This is a genomic window from Stenotrophomonas veracruzanensis, assembly GCF_032911525.1.
Classification (GTDB): Bacteria; Pseudomonadota; Gammaproteobacteria; order Xanthomonadales; family Xanthomonadaceae; genus Stenotrophomonas; species Stenotrophomonas africana.
Genome location: NZ_JAWJTI010000040.1, coordinates 16,188 through 32,283 on the forward strand (window position 1 = coordinate 16,188; position 16,096 = coordinate 32,283).

The window sequence follows — 16,096 nt, forward strand, 5'->3', positions numbered from 1 at the left end:
GGGGTTCTCCCTACGCTGCCAGCCGATGCTCGTTGAATGGGTGCCGCTTGTCGGCGCCTCAGGGGATAGCCCTACAAGGTGTAGGAAAAATCCCGATACCCCAAAGCCGATCCTTCATCTAATACTCGCGAAGTACTGGAAGGAGAAGCAAATGCTCGATCTGATCAGCTGTCCGTATTGCTTCAGAGAAGCGCAGCACGGCATCCGTGTGTGCCAAGGCTGTAGATCCGAGGTTCATTACGGCGCACCCAGAGAGGCGCATTCTGCGGCACTGCTGGCTACGCTAATCACTTCGCTCTACTTGGCAGTCAGCGTCCACGTGATCGTTGGGGGTGCTGCGTTCTTCATCATGCTCATCGGGCTGTCCAAGTTTATCAACCAAAAGTACAAGAATCGCGTCGTCTTCAAACGAATATTCCTTACTCGTTGATGACCTGGGCGTTCACCGACGCTGGTAGGCGGCGGTGATCTGGGCGGAATAGCACATGGGCGCAATCTGACACGCCCCGACGTTCATTCGTCGTGACGCTGCGGCTCAGTGGCCGGTCACGTCGATCAACACGAAGTGGCCGGATGCGCTGAACTGCGTCGCATTGTCGGACTGGGGGATCAAAGCGGCAGCGCCGGCGTAGTAGAAGCGCCCCGAACTTCCCCCACCGGTCCCATCCCCCTGCGGCCCGGTCAGGCGGAAGCCCACGCCACGCTCAATCCGCTGACACGAACGAGACGAGATCACCGCGTAGCGCCTACCAGCCGGGACCTGCATGTAGGCCCCCTCTGCCGCCCCGAACGGGGCAGTTGTCACGCCTACGATGCGAAGGGGCTTTGCCTAGGAGGCGAAAGCCAGCTCGCCGGTGTGCTCTAGGTAGACCTCGATCCCGGTTTTGCCCGGCGTTCCAGTCACAACCGAGTCGTATACCCACACCGTGCCGAACACAATCGATGAGCCCGTGTAGGCCGACACTCGCCAGTTGTTGCCGCCGAGATTGGTCAGAATCACGCTGAGCCCGAAGTTGTTGTTCGGACCTGCCGTTCTGCTGGAACAGCTCCGGACGGCCGCCCTCGCCTACTTCGTAGAAGGAGTCGCCGGTTACGCCGCCTGCGTTCGAGTTCGAGCAGACCGCTCCGCCGGCAAAGCCGCAGAGGCAGTTGGCGCAGCGTCTCGGCAGCCGTCGCCGCAGCCAAGGAGACGACGAATGACCCTGACCGCTGCAGCAAAGAAGATCCGCGCCAAGCGCGCACGCCGGCCGTTCTACCTGGTGGTGGCCAAGCTGATCGACCCCAACACCGGCGAGCTGGTGGGCGCCCTGGTGCCGGCCAATGCCGTCGACCAGCGCCTGCTGCGCGATCGCAAGTTCCGCGTGGGCGAGGAGATCCGCGGCGAGCTGAAGCAGCCGCGGGAGGAATGGCAGCACCGGCTGATCCACAAGATCGGGCACCTCATGGTCGACAACGTTGAGGGCTGGGAGCAGCTGGACGCGCACGATGCGATCAAGCGCCTGCAGCTGGACGCCGGCGTGTGCTGCGAGACGGTGGAAATGGACGCCACGCCGGTCATTGCCGCGGTGCTGGACGCCTGCGAATCGCTGCTGGGTGCTGGCGCCCGAAAGGTGCTTGCAGGTGTGCTGCCGGAGATCCGCACCATCCCGGTCAAACGCGCCGAAAGCCTGTCATTCGACGAGATGGAACAGGCCAGGTTCCAGGAGCTGTTCGACGGACTGACCGAGTACATCGGCCACCACTACACCCACGTGATGCTCGAAGAGGTGCGCGCCGAATTCTGGGACATGGCAGGGCAGAACAGGAGGGTTGCGTGAAACAGTCTTCAGAGGAAAAGAGCCCTCAGTGCCTCAACCGATTTTTCGGCCAGAGACTCGGCCCGGAGCAGCTTAGGGTTAGCTGGCTGCGGCCTTTCGAATTCCGCCACCTCCCCCGTTCTGTCGTCATAGATCTGCCCGTTGTAGCGATTATAGAAATCCCAATCATCGAGCAACGTGAGCGCTTCAACGGCGGCTGCGATCGAGCCTTGCAGGAGGTCACCGGCTTTCCCAAGTTCGTGGAGCTGATACCCCCACGCATCGAGGGTTGTCGCCTGCTTCAGCAATTCCAAAGCACCAGCGATCTCGTCCTCTTCCTGATCCATCATCAACAGGTTCACCGAACGAAGGCGATTGTGAAGCCGGTCGGCCTGAGGCATCAGATGGAGGGCAAAGGTGCGGGCCTTTGCTGCGTCTGCCTGCGCTTTCCTTTTCTCGTCGCGGTGGGATGTCGTCAGCGGTATGGCAATGGCGACACCTATGCCCACAACGCTGCCCACTGCTTGCACCCACGCCGGCGCGTCTTTTCCGAACTGTACTTGGCCGGTGAAAGCGAGCAGCACGAACGCCGCTACAAACCCGGTACCGATCAGGCCGGAATAGATACCGACGGTCTTCCAGTTGATTTGACCCTTCAGTTCCATGTGTCCATGCCCCCTGTCCATGGCGGGAGCATAACCACTCCCAAGTCAGTCCGGGAGACCTGCTGATGCGCTCCCAGAACTCTAAGCCCTTTACCTCGTTGGAGAAGCGGCACGTAGACGCGGTGAAGCTGCTGCCCTGCAGCGTCTGCAGCCGGCCAGGGCCGAGCGACGCCCATCACATCAATCAGGGCCAGCACTTCACGACCGTGGCCCTGTGCAAGGACTGCCATCAGGGCAGTTTCAACGGCATCCACGGGCAGAAGCGCATGTGGCTCGTCATGAAGATGGACGATCCGAACGACGCAAAGAAGGCCTCGGATCAGTGGAACCGCCGGCTGTAGATGTACGACAAACAGCTGAAGATTGGCGCAGAGGTCGAGCGCATCGAGGCTGAGGGCATCGCGGCCGGACGAACCCGCGCTGAGATCGAGGCGACCATCGCCAACTACATGAAGTCGCAAGAGGAGTCGGCGAAGCGCACGACCGGCAGCGGTAAGACAGCGCGCTCGGGTGTGGAACAGCTGCTGGCGAGAGTGCAGCAACAGATCTCGGCCAACGATGAGCTGGCCCTCAGCGGGCAGCGGGTTTCGCAGTCGCAGCGTTTGATCGAAGAGATCGATATCCGTCTGGCCGACGGAAAGGGCACGCTCACGCACGCCGAGCGCCGCCTGCTGGAAGCAGAGCGGGAGCGCCTGGCCATGTCGCATGACATCGCCACCGTGGCCCAGCAGAACGAACGGGATATGGTTGCGCAGGCGGCCCTGATCGAACGACTGACACAGCTGGAGAAGCAGCGGCGGCAGCAGGCAGAAGTCGATCTGATAGGCCTAAGCCGAGGTGCAGATGCCACCGGAATGTTGCAGAGGCAGCTGGACATCCAGCGGAAGTACCTGGATGAGCAAAAGGCACTGGACAAAGAGAAGTTGAGAGGCACTCTGAGCGGCGGCGAGTACCAGGCAGAGGTGGCACTTCTGCAGGCCAGCCTTGACCGATCTTTGGAGATCGAGCGGGGCTATCAAGAGCAGCGCTTGGCGATGCTGGGCGACTGGCGTGCCGGCGCGCGCCGCGCCTGGGAGGACTATTCCTTCGCCGCAGGGAATGCGCTGGAACAGGCCAACAGCTTGATGAACACCGCGCTCAGCGGCTGGGAGGATGCCTGGGTCAGGTTCGCGGAGACCGGCAAGTTGTCCTTCAGCGACCTCGCGCGGTCGGTGATTGCCGACTTGGCGCGCATGGGGGCGAAGCAGGCAGCAGTTGGCTTGCTGGGTAGCCTCGGCGGAACCGGCATTGGTGGCTTTCTCGGGATAGGCGGCGGCGTCGGGGGCGTGGTGAAAGAGTCGATTCCGGTGCTGGGCTTCGGCGGCGGTCGTGCCCGTGGTGGCCCGTCCCAGTCGACAGCACGCTGGAACTGGTACTCGTTGCGCAGCGAGACGACGGTGCCGGTCTGGATGTTCCGGCCCTTGCCCACGATCACCTCGACCAGGCCAGGCCGGTCGGTTGGGTTGTAGACGTCGGGCCGGTGGACGAACAGGATCACGTCGGCCACTTCTTCGATGCCGCCCGATCCACGGATGTCGGTCACCTTCGGGCGTTCACCCTTGGCGCCCGCTCGATTGAGCTGGGCCAGCACCAGCACAGGGCACTTCAGGAACTTGGCCAACCCCTTGATGTCGCGCAGCGCCTGCCCGCGCTCCAGCGCCTCGTCCTGCTTTCCTGGCAGCGACATTTCGTGCAGGTGGTCGATGACGACCAGTCGCAGCGGCTTGCGTGCATGGGCACGTTTCGCACGCGCGACGATCTGAGGCGCCGACAGTTGCGGGTCATCGTCCAGGAAGATCGAGGCACCCATCATGCTGCGGATCGCTTCGGTGCTGCACCCCATTCCACCATCGCCGGCCCTGCCGGCCGGAGAGCCACAGAAATGAATCTTCCCGCCGCCCAGCAGCAGCCGCAGGTCGGCCTCGCTGCACAGCCCCGCCAGCAGTTCGACCTCAGCCCGCAGACCTTCGAACAGGCGATTCAGTTCTGCGACTACCTCGCCGAAAGCGACCTAGTCCCGAAAGACTTCAAGGGCAAGCCCGCCAACTGCCTGATCGCCATCCAGTGGGGCGCCGAGCTGGGCCTGAAGCCGCTGCAGGCGCTGCAGAACCTGGCCATCATCAACGGTCGCCCTGCCCTCTGGGGTGATGCGGTCATCGCCCTGGTGCGCAGCTCGCCGCTGTGCGAGTACATCACCGAGGCGGACGACGGCGGCACAGCCGTGTGCCGCGTGAAGCGCCGCGGCGAGTCCGAGGAGGTCCGCAACTTCAGCATGGACGATGCCAAGGTGGCCGGCCTGCTGGGCAAGAGCGGCCCGTGGACGCAGTACCCGAAGCGCATGCGTCAGATGCGCGCCCGTGCCTTCGCCCTGCGCGACGTCTTCCCCGACGTCCTGCGTGGCATGCCCATCGCCGAAGAAGTCATGGACATCCCGCAGGCCGGCGCGGCCAGCAACGAGCAGCCGCGTGCCGCCATCGAGAGCCAGGCCGACAAGCGGCTGCCGCTGTATTCCGAAGCCGACTTCTCGGCCAACCTGCCGAAGTGGTGGAACATCATCGCCAGCGGCAGGAAGTCCGCTGATGACCTGATCGCCACGCTGCAGACGAAGGCTCGCTTCACTGCTGACCAGCTGCAAGAGATCCGCAACCCTCCCAAGGATGAGGCGGATGCTGACCAGGCACCGACCGACGCTGCCTCCGCCGCCGACGGCGCGACTCAGACTGCGGTGGAGGGCTGACCATGCGCACCGTGAACCTGATCCAGGGCAGCCCGGAATGGCACGCCCACCGCGCGCAGCACCTCAATGCCAGCGACGCGCCGGCGATGCTCGGTGCGTCCACCAACCATTCCCGCACTGATCTGATCCGCGAACTGGCAGCAGGCGTGCCGCGCGAGTTCAGCGACTTCGTCCAGGAGCGCGTCATCGATCCGGGCCATGAGTTTGAGGCGCAGGCCCGTGCCATTGCCGAGCAGTTGGTCGGCGAGGATCTCTACCCGGTCACTGGCGTGGCCGGAAAGTACTCGGCCAGCTTCGACGGTCTGACGCTGCTGGAGGACATCGCCTGGGAGCACAAGCGCCTGAACCAGACGCTGCGCGATGCCATGTTCGATGGTTGCACCGGTACCGACCTGCCGCTGATGTACCAGATCCAGATGGAGCACCAGGCGATGGTCTCCCAATGCGAGCGCGTGTTCTTCATGGCTTCCGAGTGGCGCCAGACCTCCGGCGGCTGGGAACTGGTGGAAGAGCGGCACTGTTGGTACATGCCCAATCCAGAGCTGCGCGCGCGCATCGTCGCGGGTTGGGCTCAGCTCGAGGCAGACGTCGCGGCATTCGAGCCGGGTCCTGCGAGCGAGCCTGCGCCGGTGGGTCGCGCGCCGGAGACCTTGCCCGCGCTGAGCATCCGGGTCACGGGGATGGTCACCGCCTCCAACCTGGCCGAGTTCAAGGAAAACGCGCTGGCGGTGCTGGGTTCGATCAACCGTGAGCTGCAGTCCGATGCCGCGCCAGCCTCACGCCCGGTATTGGCCGGTCACCACCAAACGCCGCGCCCAGCAGCTCCGGGCCAGCGGCAACACCGTCAACCAGATCAGCGCCGCGCTGGGTGTCCCGTTCGGGACCGTGCGCCGCTGGGTCTACGAAGGAGCAGCAGTATGACCAGCATCCACGTGAAGCCCGCCTTCAGCGGCGCGACCGATCGCGAAAAGGACCAGGCCCGGCAGAAGCTGGCCAGCGACATGGCCCGCTTCGCTGCCGCAGGCGGCAAGGTCCAGGTCCTGGGCACCACCGGCATCGACAAGAGCACGATCAGCCGCCGACAGGTGGTCGAGGGTGGCCATGGCCGCCGCGCTGGGAAGAAGGCGGGATGACCATGCGCATTCAACCCATCACCGCCACGGTCTACCTGGCACCCACCATGGGCCGCCGCTACCTGTCGAAGCGCTCGGCAGTGCGGGCCGAAGCGCGTGCACTGTTGGACCGCAAATACGCCGCTGAAACGGGTGACGAGTCGGATGGCTTCCACAGCTGGCATTGGTCCAGCGATGAGCACCTGCAGCGGGTCTATGAGCGGCTGGCGCGGTTCATCGGTGCTGCCGGTCGACGAGAGGTGCAGTCGTGAGCCGCCATATCGCCCGCCGCGCGCCCAAGGAGACCTTGGGCTTCGCCTGGGGCCGGTTCCCGACCACGGACGGCAGCGCCATCACCTGGCGCCTCCACCGCCGCGACCACCGCCGTGCGCTGCACATGCACGTAGAGACCTTCTTCGCCCATGAGGACCGCGCTGTGATCGCTGGCCACCTGCGCCGCGCGCGACGTTACCTGCGCGACAAGGTGGACGACATCGACCTGCTGGCGATGGGGGTGGCTGCGTGAGTGCAGCTAAGGAAGATCCCTCATGCTTGGTTTCCGGTGATCGAAAAGGCTCCCAGCGCTTTATTGATCGCCTCCGATGCCGTCGCTACGTCAGTGGTGGCTCTGACGTGAGCAAGGTGTGCGGCCTGCATCATCACGGACCAACTCACATCGTCCTGGACGTCTGCGAGAAGGCGCGCCCCCATTTGAAAGTGGGCAGTCGTCTCGATGGCCATCGCTACCTTCGCAGCAAGGCTCCAATCCACAGCTGGCCACTTGGTGAGATCAACCTCGCGCCCGGTCAGTTCGTCGAGACGCCCGCAGATCTCAATGAAGTTCGTGCGGAACTGCCCTTCTTTGGTCAGCGTTTCGTGCACCGCCCATGCGCTATCACCCTTTGGATCAAGCGGGAACCGGCTGTTCAAGTTTTCCAAGCGGGCAAGAGCACCCTGAATATCGGTGCGATACGCCAACGCAAAGAGCGCGTTGGCTTTCCTTCTTCCGACCATCCGATGAATTGCGGGTCCGAAAAGCGCAATCACCACTGCCGCGCAGGTGCCAATTGCAGCCCAAGCATCCCAATTCACTTCGCATTTCTCGCCGAGCGGCCAGCAACGCACAAACGTCCAGTACAGAAACTCTTTCATAACCCCTCCCTGTTAGAGCAGATTCTGCCATGACCTACATCCATCCGAACGACCGGGTCTACGCGCTGGAACGCGCCGTGGCCGCTGCTGTCGCCCAGGGCGAGGACCGCAAGGTGCAGGACGACCTGCGAGAGATCCTGGCCGAAGCCCGGCGCGAGGCCCGGGGGTGAGCTGCCTGGTGCTGGTGCTGGTGCCGGCGCCCGAGGACCCGGGCATCCCGGCCCGGATGCGGCAGCCCACGAAGGACGCCTATCGGCAGTGGCTTGCCCAGGCCAACGAACGCATCGAGCAGCTGCAGGCCGAGGTGGCCGAGCTGCGCGCCGGCGGCAGCGCCAGCGCCAAGCGACCGGGCTTGGTTACCGACCTGGTCACCGCTGCCACTGCCCTCGGGCACCACGAAACGCTGCGCAGCAGCAGCGACGAAACCATCGACTACTGGCGCACGCGCGTTGAGCAGCTGCGCGCCGAACTGACAGGAGAACACCATGGCTGACGGTTCCCGCTCTTTCAACTTTCCGCGACCGCAGCAGTCCCGCCTGCGCCCAGGCGAAATAGTGGTTGACCTGTTCGCCGGTGGGGGTGGCGCCAGCGAAGCCATCAAGAAGGCGACAGGCGTCGATCCGCACCTCGCGTACAACCACGACGAGCTGGCTATCGGCATGCACGCTGCCAATCACCCGCTGACCCAGCACCACCGCGAGGACATTTGGCACGCCGACCCACGCGTGGACGTGGCCGGTCGTCCCATCGGCTGGTTCCATGCTTCACCGGACTGCACGCACTTCAGCCAGGCCAAGGGCGGCCAGCCGCGCAGCAGGAAGACGCGCGCCCTGTCGTGGGTGGTGCTGAAGTGGGTGGGCCAGCTGCTGCGCGCTGATCGCCTGCACGGCACCAACACCGCGCCGCGCATCATTTCCATGGAGAACGTCTGGCAGATCCTGACCTGGGGCCCGCTGGTCGCGAAGCGCTGCAAGGACACCGGCCGCGTCATCAAGATGGACGGCACCGTTGCAGCGCGCGGCGAGCGCGTACCGGTCGAGAACCAGCAGCTGGTTCCGGACAAGCGCCACAGTGGCCGCACCTGGCAGCAGTTCGTCGCTGCGCTGCTGGCGCTGGGCTACGCGGTCGAGTGGCGCAAGCTGGTGGCCAGCGATTACGGCGCCGGCACCAGCCGCGAACGCCTGTTCCTGCTCGGCCGCCGCGACGGCCAGGCTATCGTGTGGCCAGAGCCGACCCATGGCACAGCCCCGGGACAGAAGCCGCGCGTGACCGCCGCCGACTGCCTGGACTTCTCCATCCCCTGCCCCTCCATCTTCACCCGCGCCCGCCCGCTGGCCGACGCCACCATGCGCCGCATCGCCAAGGGCGTCATGCGGCACGTCATCAACTCGGCCGATCCTTTCATCGTTCCCGTGACGCATCAGGGCGGCGACCGCGTGCACAGCGTCCGCGATCCGCTGCGCACCATTACCGCCGCCAACCGCGGGGAGCTGATGCTGGCCATGCCGGAGCTGGCACCGTTCATCACCGAGCATGCCAACGCCTCTAGTCAGCGAACGATGGCCGCAGACGAGCCGCTTCGCACTATGTGCGCCGAAGTGAAGGGCGGGCACTTCTCGGTGGTATCGCCGATCCTTGCCGGCGTCGGCGGCCGGGCCGGTCAGTCCGAGCCGCGTTCAGGCGGCGAACCGCTCTACACAATGACCACCAAGGCAGATACCGCACTGGTGGCACCACACCTGGTTAAGATCCGAGGCGACAGCATCGGCACGCCCGGCACCGATCCGGTGCCGACGATCACCTCCGGCGCCGGTGCTGTCCGGCCGGCAGGCGACGCGCACGCCTTGGGCCTCGCTTCCGCTTCGCTGGTAACCCTGCGGCGGAACATGGTCGGTGCCGACGCACGCACGCCGCTCACGACCGTTGCCGCTCAGGCCGAGCACCACGCGCTGGCGACTGCCTTTCTGGAGCAGGCCAACGGCGGCTCCTATCAGGGCGCAGGCAATGACGCGCGCGACCCGGTCAGCACCATCACCGCCAGCGGCAGCCAGCAGAGACTGGTGGCCGCTCACCTGACCGCGATGGCGCAGAACGTTGTAGGCAATGACCTCCGCGCCCCGCTGCCAACCATCCTGGCGGGTGCGACCCGCTTCGCTGAAGTCGAATGCACGCTGAGCCCTGAGCAGGAAGCCGGTGCGCTTCGGGTGGCGGCCTTCTTGGTGAAGTACTACGGCAGCGGCATCGCGGTCGATCTGCACGACCCGGTGGACACGGTGACCACCAAGAATCGCCTGGCGCTGGTCACCGTGGTCATCAAGGGCACGCCCTACGTGATCGTGGATATCGGCCTGCGCATGCTCAAGCCGTATGAGCTGTTCCGTGCCCAGGGCTTCCCGGTGTCCTACATCATCGACCGCACCGCCGACGGCACCGTGCTGAAGACCACGGCCCAGGTGCGCATGTGCGGGAACAGCGTCAGCCCGCCACCGTTCTACGCCCTCATCGACGCCAATCTGGACCCAGTGGCAATGCCGCTGGCGGAGGCGGCATGAGCATCCGACGCCAGCACGCCAACAACGGCATGGCCGCCGGTGGCCGTCCGATCCGCATTCCCCGCTCTGTCGACAGCATGCGCGCGCACCTGAAGCGCCACCTTCTGGAAGAAGGCAAACGCATGCAGGACCTGGCTGACGTTTGGGGTTGCTCGAAGCACAACGTCTACGACCTGTTCTACCGCGATCGGCCTATCTCGCCGAACCACATCGAGCTGGCCGCGAAGATGCTCGGCCTGGATGAATTCGACACCAACGAACTGCGCCTGCTCGGGGCCCGTGAGGCCGGCTGGCAGATCGACATCAACTTCCTGCTGGAAACGCACGCATGAACACGTCAATGGCAGGAAGCGCGTGTGAGCAACGGGTCGCGCCCGTCGTCGAGGCGTTGTATTGCCAGCTGCGTCCACCCCCTGGTACAGCACGCCAACAGCGGCATAGCGCTGCGTGGCACTCGGCGCCCCCACGCTCTGTCGATCTGCTCGATGTCCGCAACTTGCTGAAATTCATGCCCACCACCATGCCGCCAAATTCTTACGATATCGCTGCGGGGCTTCAGCGCCAGCTTCAGAGGCTGATCGACGGCCGGCGCCGAACCGGATCAGCGGTTGCCTGATGAATCATTCCTACGACACCGAGAACAGCATGCCGCTTCTACTGCTGTCGCTCCGGAAAATAGCGACTGAACTCCTCATGGATGCTCAGCGTGGGCATGAGCCGATCTACCGTTCTCACGAAATTCTTAAGCGCTTGATCGACCTGAGATACCGTTTCCGCGAAATGCATCTTTGCATCGGTATTCCAGTCCTCAATCTCGCGGCTTTCGGCCAGCACTTCAATGCACACCTGCAAAACTGCAAGCGACTTACGCACATTTTCGAACTCGATTCGACGCGGCATATCCGGAAATGGCAGGGAGGAGGCCTTCGTCATCCAACGATCAAGCACATCCTTTTGGAAGACGTACCCCGGAAGGACGACAGTGCTTCTTATCTCGGGAATACTGTTGTGGAGAAAGAAAAGCTTGTGCACGAACTTTCCAAGTCTTGCCTCGGCATCAGTCGCTGCAAGACGCCGCTCCTCGTCAGCCATTTTTCTCTGCGCTCGATAAGGGAGAAGCACAGCGAAGAAGGTGACGATTGCCGCAACCCAGCCCCCCATAGCGGAGAAAGCGGCCCAGTCCAAGTTGCATTTTTCGCTCCATTCAAAGCAAGGAACCAGATACTGGAATTCGCTCAACTGCAGTTCCCCCTATGGACTGGCGGGCATTCTGCCACGGGCATGATCCCGAAGGGACTCGCCCATGGCTGACCCGCTGCAGGGCACCGACGGGCTGGACTTCCGCGAGGTGGGCCACGTGCTGGCCAGGCTATCGGGGGTGGACCTCGCCAAGGCGAGCAAGACCACCGTGCGCGCATGGGAGGCCCGTGGCTTGGCGCTAATCGCACTCTCCCGTGAGGACCGGGCCGAAGCCGAGCGGATCATGGCCCCCGTATCGAAACGCCGCCGCCGCGGCACCAATCTGGCCGCCGCCGGCGCGCCGAAGGAGGAAGCATGAACACCATTGAAGACCAGGACACCGCCGCAGGCGAATCAGTCAATTCGCCGGTCCCCCTACCCCGCGCACCCAACCTGCTCCGGCTGAAAGAGGTCAGCGCAAGGACCGGGCTGGCCAAGAACACGATCTACGACCGGATCCGCCGCGGCGAGTTTCCTGCGCAAATCGACCTCGGGGGCAACTGTTCGGCCTGGTCGGAGGACGAAATCAACGCATGGATTCTGTCCAAGATGGAGGCCCGCAACGTCGATGAGCGCGGCCTGCCCAAGGCAGCATGACCCGGGGGCACATCTGGGGGCATGTCATCGCCCTCAGATGCCGAAACCGTTACAGTGCAATGGTTCCGGCAGCTATCGGGATTCCCCTTGGCTCCACCACTATCCAGAAGAACCCGTAGATCCCTGCGATCTGCGGGTTTTTCTTTTCAGCGTCCGCAACTCAGGCCGGCTCCTGGTCACCGTCCTTGCGCCGCGGGCTGCGCGAGTGCGCATCGCGCACCTGTTGATCACGCTGCCCGGGCCGCTGCTTGGCCACATCGTCCTGCTTCCTGTCCTGGCGGCTTTCCTGCACGCCTTGCTTCGGGTCCTGATCCTTGTCTCGCTCGTTCATCGAAATCTCCACGCCGGCGGCGGGCCTGCGTTGCCCACCACGCTAGAGGTTGCCGGGTAAGCCGCAGGTCAGTCCCGTGCCAACGCCATGTGCAGGCACTGGCTTGCCGCCGCGGCCCCCGCGCAGCCAGAATCCGAGGCACCACGCCCACCGGTATGCCATGCCCTCTCCTGCCCAGCACGCAGCGCACGCGTTGCCGATGCTCCTCGATGCGACCGACGGCAGCATCCAGCTCGGCAATCTGCCGACGCTGATCGGCCCCACCCTGTCCCGGGATGAAGCGAGCGTCGCCTTCGCCGCGCTGGTGCGAGGGGAGCGCGATGTCGGCACCGGCTATCACTGGCTGAGCCTGCACCGGCTCAGCCTGGGCGGTGCACCCGCTGGCATCAGCCTGTGCTTCCACAGGCAACAGCTCGACATGGTGGCAATGGGTGTCAGTCTGCCTGGTGCGCCGCTGGAAGACGGCTGGCCGACCCAGGCCGCGATCGATGCCGAAGTCGCTTTCATGCGCCGCATCTTGGCCACGGCACTGGGGCGCAAACTGACCGGCGGCCACGCCCGCTTCGACTGGGGCGAAGCCTGGGCCCGTTTCGATCCAAAGGGCTTCATGGCCAGCAGCGGCATCCGCTACGCGCCACGCTCTTGACCCCGCTCAGGTACGGGTGATCGACACCCCACCCTCCACGCGCATCGCGGTACCGGTAACGAAACTACTTTCGTCGCTGGCCAGGAACAGCGCAGCGTTGGCGATCTCCTCTGGCTCGGCCATGCGCTTGAGCGCGTGCAGCGAGCGCACGAAGTCGCGGGCATCGCCGGTCGGTGCCGCCTGCCGGCCCATCTCGGTATCGGTGCCCCCGGGCAGCAGCACATTGCTGCGCACGCCGCGCGCACCGTACTCGGCGGCGATCACCTGGCTCAGGCCGATCAACCCGGCCTTGCTCGACGCATAGGCCGCCATGCCCGGGAATCCCACGGTGTGGCCGACGAAGGTGCCGATGAACACCAGCGAGCCGCCGCCGCGCGCCAACAGTGCCGGCAACTGCGCGCGTGCCGCATGGAAGGCGGCATCCAGATTGGTCGCCATCACTTCACGCCAAGCGTCCACCGGGAACTCCGCTGCCGGCACGCCCGGGCCGAGCATGCCGGCATTGTTGAGGGCGATGTCCAGGCCGCCGAATGACCGCTGGGCCAGATCGACCAGCGCCTGCGCCGTGCCCGGATCGGCCACGTCAGCGGCATGCACCACGGCTTCGCCACCGGCGGCGCGAATCTGCTCGGCCAGCGCCTGCAGCGGCTCCGGTCGCCGTGCGTTGAGCACCAGCCTTGCCCCTTCGGCAGCAAAGCGCATGGCGCTGGCGCGGCCAATGCCAGCGCTGGCACCGGTGATGAGAGCGATCTTGTTGTTCAGGCGCATGGTCGTGGTGCCGGTTGTGAAGTGGCCGCCACGATGCCGCGCCTTCGGCCTGCCAACACTCCGTTTCCGGGCCTGGCCCGTCGGTGCAGGAAACGGAGTTTCCGCAGCACCGGCGCGTGCCAGAATCCGGCCATGGACAGTACCGCCACCACCGCCCTCGATGCCCGCGTCGAACGGGTCTGCCGCCACCTGCAGACCAGCCTCGACGAACCCTCACTGCAGGAACTGGCCGACATCGCCGGCTGCAGCCCGACCCGGCTGCACCGCCTGTTCAAACAGGCCACCGGGCTGACCCCGAAGCAATACGCCGCCGCGCTGCGCGCCGACCGCCTGCGCACCGGGCTTGAACAGCAGGAACGCATCACCGACGCCTTCCACGATGCCGGCTTCGGTTCCAGCGGGCGCTTCTACGAGAACGCACCGAAGTTGCTGGGCATGACGCCCAAGCAATGGCGCGCAGGTGGTCGCGGCGAAGTCATCCACTTCGCGCTTGCCGAAAGTTCACTGGGCAGCGTGCTGGTGGCCAGCAGCGGGACCGGCGTGGTCGCGATCCTGCTCGGCGACGATCCGGAGACGCTGCTGCAGTCATTGCAGCAACGCTTCCGCCAGGCCGAACTGGTCGGTGCCGACCAGGGCTATGAGCAACTGGTGGCGCAGGTCGTGGGCCTGGTCGAGGATCCTTCGCGGGGCGCCACGCTGCCGCTGGACATCCGCGGCACCGCATTCCAGCAACGGGTGTGGCAGGCACTGCAGCAGATTCCGCGCGGGCAGACCGCGTCGTATGCGGATGTCGCCGCGCGCATCGGCGCCCCACGCTCGAGTCGTGCGGTGGCACGCGCATGCGCAAGCAACCCGCTGGCGGTGGCAGTCCCCTGCCACCGCGTGGTGCGCCGCGACGGCGACCTGTCCGGCTATGCCTGGGGCGTGGCGCGCAAGCGCGAACTGCTGCGCCGGGAAAAGGCCTCGACTGCCTGAAGTGGGTGCCGACCTTGGTCGGCACGCTCAGCTTCCGGTAGGTGCCGACCTTGGTCGGCGCACCGCCAAGCCCTCAATCCAGCTTCACCACCAGCTTGCCGAAGTTGCGCCCCTGCAACAGCCCGAAGAACGCCTCCGGCGCATTCTCCAGCCCTTCCACCACATCCTCGCGGTACTGGATGCGGCCGTCGCGCAGCCACTGCGGCATCTCGCGCTCGAAATCCGGCCACAGGTGGATGAAGTCGTGCACGATGAAACCACGCACGGTCAGGCGCTGGCGCAGGATCTGGCTGAACAGTGCGGGCAACCGGTCCGGGCCGGGCTGCTCGACGCCCCGCTCGTTGTAGGTGGCGATGGTGCCGCACACCGGAATGCGGGCGAAGTCGTTGAGCAGCGGCAGCACGGCATCCAGCACATGGCCGCCCACGTTCTCGAAATACACGTCGATACCCGCGGGCACCGCCGCGCGCAGCTGCACGACGAAATCAGCGGCGCGATGATCCAGCGCCACGTCCACCCCCAGTGTCTGCAGATAGGCGCGCTTGGCTTCGCCACCGGCGATGGCGACCACGCGCGCGCCCAGCAGCTTGGCCAGCTGGGCTACGGTCGCGCCCACCGGCCCGGTCGCGGCGGCGACCACCAGCGTCTCGCCCGGCTTCAGGCGGGCGATCTCATGCAGGCTGGAATAGGCGGTGAAGCCGGGCATGCCATACACGCCCAGTGCGGTACTCAGCGGCAGTCCGGAGGGGTCCAGGCGGCGCCCCAATGCCTTGGCCGGCAGCACCGCGTGGGTCTGCCAGCCACCCGGCGCCAGCACCAGCTCACCTGCGGCTACGCCCTCGGCGTTGGATTGCAGCACCTCGGCCACGGTCTGCCCTTCCATCACCGCACCCACCGCCACCGGCGGGGCGTACGACGGGCCCTCGTCCATGCGCCCACGCATGTACGGGTCCAGCGACAGATACCGGTTGCGCAGCAGCACCTCGCCATCGGCCAGTGCCGGCAACGGTGCCTGTTCCAAGCGGAAGTTGGCCGCACTCGGCGCCCCCTGCGGACGCGACGCCAGCACGATACGGGAGGTGGTGGAGGAATCGGACATGGCCAGGTCTCTGCTGTTGCCAGCATCGGGAAAGGACTGCCGACACTACGCTGCGGCGATCCCCGATGGCGGCCACGAAAACAGCGTTCCATTGCCCGGACCCGCGCTTGTCCGGCGCAGCCCTTGCCCCTGCAGCTTTGGCGATTGCGGCGACCTGCTGATTTCCACCGCAGACCATGATCGATTGGCCCCGCCCCGCCCCACGACGGAGGATCAAGCACTTGCGAGCGCGCAGACGGCAATGTGAAGAAATCTTGGCAAAACGCTTGCCGAAGGCAGCCGACCTCCGTAATATACGCGTCCTTGGCAGCGACCTCGCTGCAACGAAACATGTGGCCGAGTAGCTCAGTTGGTAGAGCAGGGGATTGAAAATCCCCGTGTCGGCGGT

The 16,096-nt window shown here is 65.2% G+C and carries 22 protein-coding genes and 2 pseudogenes; 17 read left to right on the plus strand and 7 right to left on the minus strand.

Annotated elements, in window-relative coordinates; all coding sequences use genetic code 11:
• Positions 1 to 151 precede the first annotated feature (151 nt).
• The gene (locus R1H25_RS17775) at positions 152 to 430 is read left to right on the plus strand and encodes a hypothetical protein (RefSeq protein WP_317224229.1); all 279 of its coding nucleotides are present in this window, start codon (positions 152 to 154) and stop codon (positions 428 to 430) included.
• A 766-nt stretch (positions 431 to 1,196) separates the two neighbouring features.
• Positions 1,197 to 1,817, plus strand: coding sequence for a hypothetical protein (locus R1H25_RS17780; RefSeq protein WP_317224230.1), 621 nt, complete (start codon positions 1,197 to 1,199; stop codon positions 1,815 to 1,817).
• Between the two features lie 8 nt (positions 1,818 to 1,825).
• Here the strand turns inward: R1H25_RS17780 and R1H25_RS17785 are convergent, their stop codons facing one another.
• Entirely contained in the window at positions 1,826 to 2,461 is a 636-nt protein-coding gene (locus R1H25_RS17785) for a hypothetical protein (protein WP_317224231.1), read from the minus strand.
• A gap of 65 nt (positions 2,462 to 2,526) precedes the next feature.
• Here R1H25_RS17785 and R1H25_RS17790 point away from each other — a divergent pair, with 65 nt between their 5' ends.
• On the plus strand, positions 2,527 to 2,802 hold the full coding sequence (locus tag R1H25_RS17790; RefSeq protein WP_317224232.1) for a hypothetical protein: 276 nt from the start codon (positions 2,527 to 2,529) through the stop codon (positions 2,800 to 2,802).
• A 108-nt stretch (positions 2,803 to 2,910) separates the two neighbouring features.
• Positions 2,911 to 3,969, plus strand: a complete 1,059-nt coding sequence (locus R1H25_RS17795; protein ID WP_373695573.1) for a phage tail tape measure protein — start codon at positions 2,911 to 2,913, stop codon at positions 3,967 to 3,969.
• Here R1H25_RS17795 and R1H25_RS20390 read toward each other — a convergent pair.
• Positions 3,951 to 4,343 (minus strand): annotated as a pseudogene (locus R1H25_RS20390) (DnaB-like helicase C-terminal domain-containing protein); the annotation flags it as partial. The gene R1H25_RS17795 and the pseudogene R1H25_RS20390 sit on opposite strands and share 19 nt — an antisense overlap.
• Before the next feature lie 39 nt (positions 4,344 to 4,382).
• Between R1H25_RS20390 and R1H25_RS17800 the strand changes: the two are divergent.
• The 5 genes and pseudogenes from R1H25_RS17800 (at position 4,383) to R1H25_RS17815 (ending at position 6,875) form a co-directional block, all read left to right on the plus strand.
• Positions 4,383 to 5,237, plus strand: coding sequence for a hypothetical protein (locus R1H25_RS17800; RefSeq protein ID WP_317224234.1), 855 nt, complete (start codon positions 4,383 to 4,385; stop codon positions 5,235 to 5,237).
• A 2-nt stretch (positions 5,238 to 5,239) separates the two neighbouring features.
• Positions 5,240 to 5,671, plus strand: a pseudogene (locus R1H25_RS20395) (YqaJ viral recombinase family protein); the annotation flags it as partial.
• A gap of 328 nt (positions 5,672 to 5,999) precedes the next feature.
• Positions 6,000 to 6,158, plus strand: coding sequence for a helix-turn-helix domain-containing protein (locus R1H25_RS20400; protein WP_373695574.1), 159 nt, complete (start codon positions 6,000 to 6,002; stop codon positions 6,156 to 6,158).
• A gap of 214 nt (positions 6,159 to 6,372) precedes the next feature.
• Positions 6,373 to 6,621 (plus strand): hypothetical protein, encoded by a 249-nt coding sequence (locus R1H25_RS17810; RefSeq protein ID WP_317224236.1) that lies wholly within the window; start codon positions 6,373 to 6,375, stop codon positions 6,619 to 6,621.
• Complete coding sequence (locus tag R1H25_RS17815) at positions 6,618 to 6,875, plus strand: hypothetical protein (protein ID WP_317224237.1); 258 nt, start codon at positions 6,618 to 6,620, stop codon at positions 6,873 to 6,875. The genes R1H25_RS17810 and R1H25_RS17815 overlap by 4 nt, the downstream gene beginning before the upstream one ends.
• Positions 6,876 to 6,895: 20 nt before the next feature.
• On the opposite strand, the gene R1H25_RS17820 is transcribed toward R1H25_RS17815, so the two are convergent.
• On the minus strand, positions 6,896 to 7,501 hold the full coding sequence (locus R1H25_RS17820; RefSeq protein WP_317224238.1) for a hypothetical protein: 606 nt from the start codon (positions 7,499 to 7,501) through the stop codon (positions 6,896 to 6,898).
• A gap of 29 nt (positions 7,502 to 7,530) precedes the next feature.
• Here R1H25_RS17820 and R1H25_RS17825 point away from each other — a divergent pair, with 29 nt between their 5' ends.
• Genes R1H25_RS17825 through R1H25_RS17840 form a run of 4 tightly spaced genes read left to right on the plus strand, consistent with a single transcriptional unit; the run spans position 7,531 to position 10,385 of the window.
• The gene (locus tag R1H25_RS17825; protein ID WP_164116115.1) at positions 7,531 to 7,671 is read left to right on the plus strand and encodes a hypothetical protein; all 141 of its coding nucleotides are present in this window, start codon (positions 7,531 to 7,533) and stop codon (positions 7,669 to 7,671) included.
• Positions 7,668 to 7,994: a hypothetical protein gene (locus R1H25_RS17830; protein ID WP_317224239.1), complete on the plus strand. Its 327-nt coding sequence runs from the start codon at positions 7,668 to 7,670 to the stop codon at positions 7,992 to 7,994. Before R1H25_RS17825 ends, R1H25_RS17830 begins: the two co-directional genes overlap by 4 nt.
• Positions 7,987 to 10,053, plus strand: coding sequence for a DNA cytosine methyltransferase (locus tag R1H25_RS17835; RefSeq protein WP_317224240.1), 2,067 nt, complete (start codon positions 7,987 to 7,989; stop codon positions 10,051 to 10,053). The genes R1H25_RS17830 and R1H25_RS17835 overlap by 8 nt, the downstream gene beginning before the upstream one ends.
• Positions 10,050 to 10,385: a hypothetical protein gene (locus R1H25_RS17840; RefSeq protein WP_317224241.1), complete on the plus strand. Its 336-nt coding sequence runs from the start codon at positions 10,050 to 10,052 to the stop codon at positions 10,383 to 10,385. The genes R1H25_RS17835 and R1H25_RS17840 overlap by 4 nt, the downstream gene beginning before the upstream one ends.
• 322 nt (positions 10,386 to 10,707) lie before the next feature.
• Here the strand turns inward: R1H25_RS17840 and R1H25_RS17845 are convergent, their stop codons facing one another.
• Positions 10,708 to 11,292, minus strand: coding sequence for a hypothetical protein (locus R1H25_RS17845; protein WP_317224242.1), 585 nt, complete (start codon positions 11,290 to 11,292; stop codon positions 10,708 to 10,710).
• A 64-nt stretch (positions 11,293 to 11,356) separates the two neighbouring features.
• On the opposite strand from R1H25_RS17845, the gene R1H25_RS17850 reads away from it, so the two are divergent.
• Together R1H25_RS17850 and R1H25_RS17855 are read left to right on the plus strand one after the other, a co-directional pair.
• Entirely contained in the window at positions 11,357 to 11,611 is a 255-nt protein-coding gene (locus tag R1H25_RS17850; RefSeq protein WP_317224243.1) for a hypothetical protein, read from the plus strand.
• On the plus strand, positions 11,608 to 11,889 hold the full coding sequence (locus tag R1H25_RS17855; protein ID WP_317224244.1) for an AlpA family phage regulatory protein: 282 nt from the start codon (positions 11,608 to 11,610) through the stop codon (positions 11,887 to 11,889). Before R1H25_RS17850 ends, R1H25_RS17855 begins: the two co-directional genes overlap by 4 nt.
• A gap of 160 nt (positions 11,890 to 12,049) precedes the next feature.
• On the opposite strand, the gene R1H25_RS17860 is transcribed toward R1H25_RS17855, so the two are convergent.
• A complete protein-coding gene (locus R1H25_RS17860; protein ID WP_162838401.1) occupies positions 12,050 to 12,220 on the minus strand; it encodes a hypothetical protein in 171 nt (56 codons plus the stop codon).
• A 160-nt stretch (positions 12,221 to 12,380) separates the two neighbouring features.
• Between R1H25_RS17860 and R1H25_RS17865 the strand changes: the two genes are divergently transcribed.
• Complete coding sequence (locus R1H25_RS17865; protein ID WP_317224245.1) at positions 12,381 to 12,866, plus strand: hypothetical protein; 486 nt, start codon at positions 12,381 to 12,383, stop codon at positions 12,864 to 12,866.
• A gap of 6 nt (positions 12,867 to 12,872) precedes the next feature.
• On the opposite strand, the gene R1H25_RS17870 is transcribed toward R1H25_RS17865, so the two are convergent.
• Complete coding sequence (locus tag R1H25_RS17870) at positions 12,873 to 13,634, minus strand: SDR family oxidoreductase (protein WP_317224246.1); 762 nt, start codon at positions 13,632 to 13,634, stop codon at positions 12,873 to 12,875.
• 132 nt (positions 13,635 to 13,766) lie between these two features.
• On the opposite strand from R1H25_RS17870, the gene R1H25_RS17875 reads away from it, so the two are divergent.
• Complete coding sequence (locus R1H25_RS17875) at positions 13,767 to 14,609, plus strand: bifunctional transcriptional activator/DNA repair enzyme AdaA (protein WP_046985297.1); 843 nt, start codon at positions 13,767 to 13,769, stop codon at positions 14,607 to 14,609.
• A 73-nt stretch (positions 14,610 to 14,682) separates the two neighbouring features.
• Here R1H25_RS17875 and R1H25_RS17880 read toward each other — a convergent pair whose 3' ends face one another.
• The gene (locus tag R1H25_RS17880; RefSeq protein ID WP_317224247.1) at positions 14,683 to 15,708 is read right to left on the minus strand and encodes an NADP-dependent oxidoreductase; all 1,026 of its coding nucleotides are present in this window, start codon (positions 15,706 to 15,708) and stop codon (positions 14,683 to 14,685) included.
• Positions 15,709 to 16,096: the final 388 nt, after the last annotated feature.

Bases quoted from the DNA above. Each gene is read 5' to 3' on its own strand.
- R1H25_RS17810 (WP_317224236.1), top strand. From the start codon at position 6,373: ATGCGCATTCAACCCATCACCGCCACGGTCTACCTGGCACCCACCATG.
- R1H25_RS17795 (WP_373695573.1), top strand. From the start codon at position 2,911: ATGAAGTCGCAAGAGGAGTCGGCGAAGCGCACGACCGGCAGCGGTAAG.
- R1H25_RS17820 (WP_317224238.1), bottom strand. From the start codon at position 7,501: ATGAAAGAGTTTCTGTACTGGACGTTTGTGCGTTGCTGGCCGCTCGGC.
- R1H25_RS17790 (WP_317224232.1), top strand. From the start codon at position 2,527: ATGCGCTCCCAGAACTCTAAGCCCTTTACCTCGTTGGAGAAGCGGCAC.
- R1H25_RS17840 (WP_317224241.1), top strand. From the start codon at position 10,050: ATGAGCATCCGACGCCAGCACGCCAACAACGGCATGGCCGCCGGTGGC.
- R1H25_RS17780 (WP_317224230.1), top strand. From the start codon at position 1,197: ATGACCCTGACCGCTGCAGCAAAGAAGATCCGCGCCAAGCGCGCACGC.
- R1H25_RS17835 (WP_317224240.1), top strand. From the start codon at position 7,987: ATGGCTGACGGTTCCCGCTCTTTCAACTTTCCGCGACCGCAGCAGTCC.
- R1H25_RS17865 (WP_317224245.1), top strand. From the start codon at position 12,381: ATGCCCTCTCCTGCCCAGCACGCAGCGCACGCGTTGCCGATGCTCCTC.
- R1H25_RS17775 (WP_317224229.1), top strand. From the start codon at position 152: ATGCTCGATCTGATCAGCTGTCCGTATTGCTTCAGAGAAGCGCAGCAC.
- R1H25_RS17860 (WP_162838401.1), bottom strand. From the start codon at position 12,220: ATGAACGAGCGAGACAAGGATCAGGACCCGAAGCAAGGCGTGCAGGAA.
- R1H25_RS17875 (WP_046985297.1), top strand. From the start codon at position 13,767: ATGGACAGTACCGCCACCACCGCCCTCGATGCCCGCGTCGAACGGGTC.
- R1H25_RS17855 (WP_317224244.1), top strand. From the start codon at position 11,608: ATGAACACCATTGAAGACCAGGACACCGCCGCAGGCGAATCAGTCAAT.
- R1H25_RS17880 (WP_317224247.1), bottom strand. From the start codon at position 15,708: ATGTCCGATTCCTCCACCACCTCCCGTATCGTGCTGGCGTCGCGTCCG.
- R1H25_RS20400 (WP_373695574.1), top strand. From the start codon at position 6,000: ATGCCGCGCCAGCCTCACGCCCGGTATTGGCCGGTCACCACCAAACGC.
- R1H25_RS17850 (WP_317224243.1), top strand. From the start codon at position 11,357: ATGGCTGACCCGCTGCAGGGCACCGACGGGCTGGACTTCCGCGAGGTG.
- R1H25_RS17785 (WP_317224231.1), bottom strand. From the start codon at position 2,461: ATGGAACTGAAGGGTCAAATCAACTGGAAGACCGTCGGTATCTATTCC.
- R1H25_RS17800 (WP_317224234.1), top strand. From the start codon at position 4,383: ATGAATCTTCCCGCCGCCCAGCAGCAGCCGCAGGTCGGCCTCGCTGCA.
- R1H25_RS17870 (WP_317224246.1), bottom strand. From the start codon at position 13,634: ATGCGCCTGAACAACAAGATCGCTCTCATCACCGGTGCCAGCGCTGGC.
- R1H25_RS17825 (WP_164116115.1), top strand. From the start codon at position 7,531: ATGACCTACATCCATCCGAACGACCGGGTCTACGCGCTGGAACGCGCC.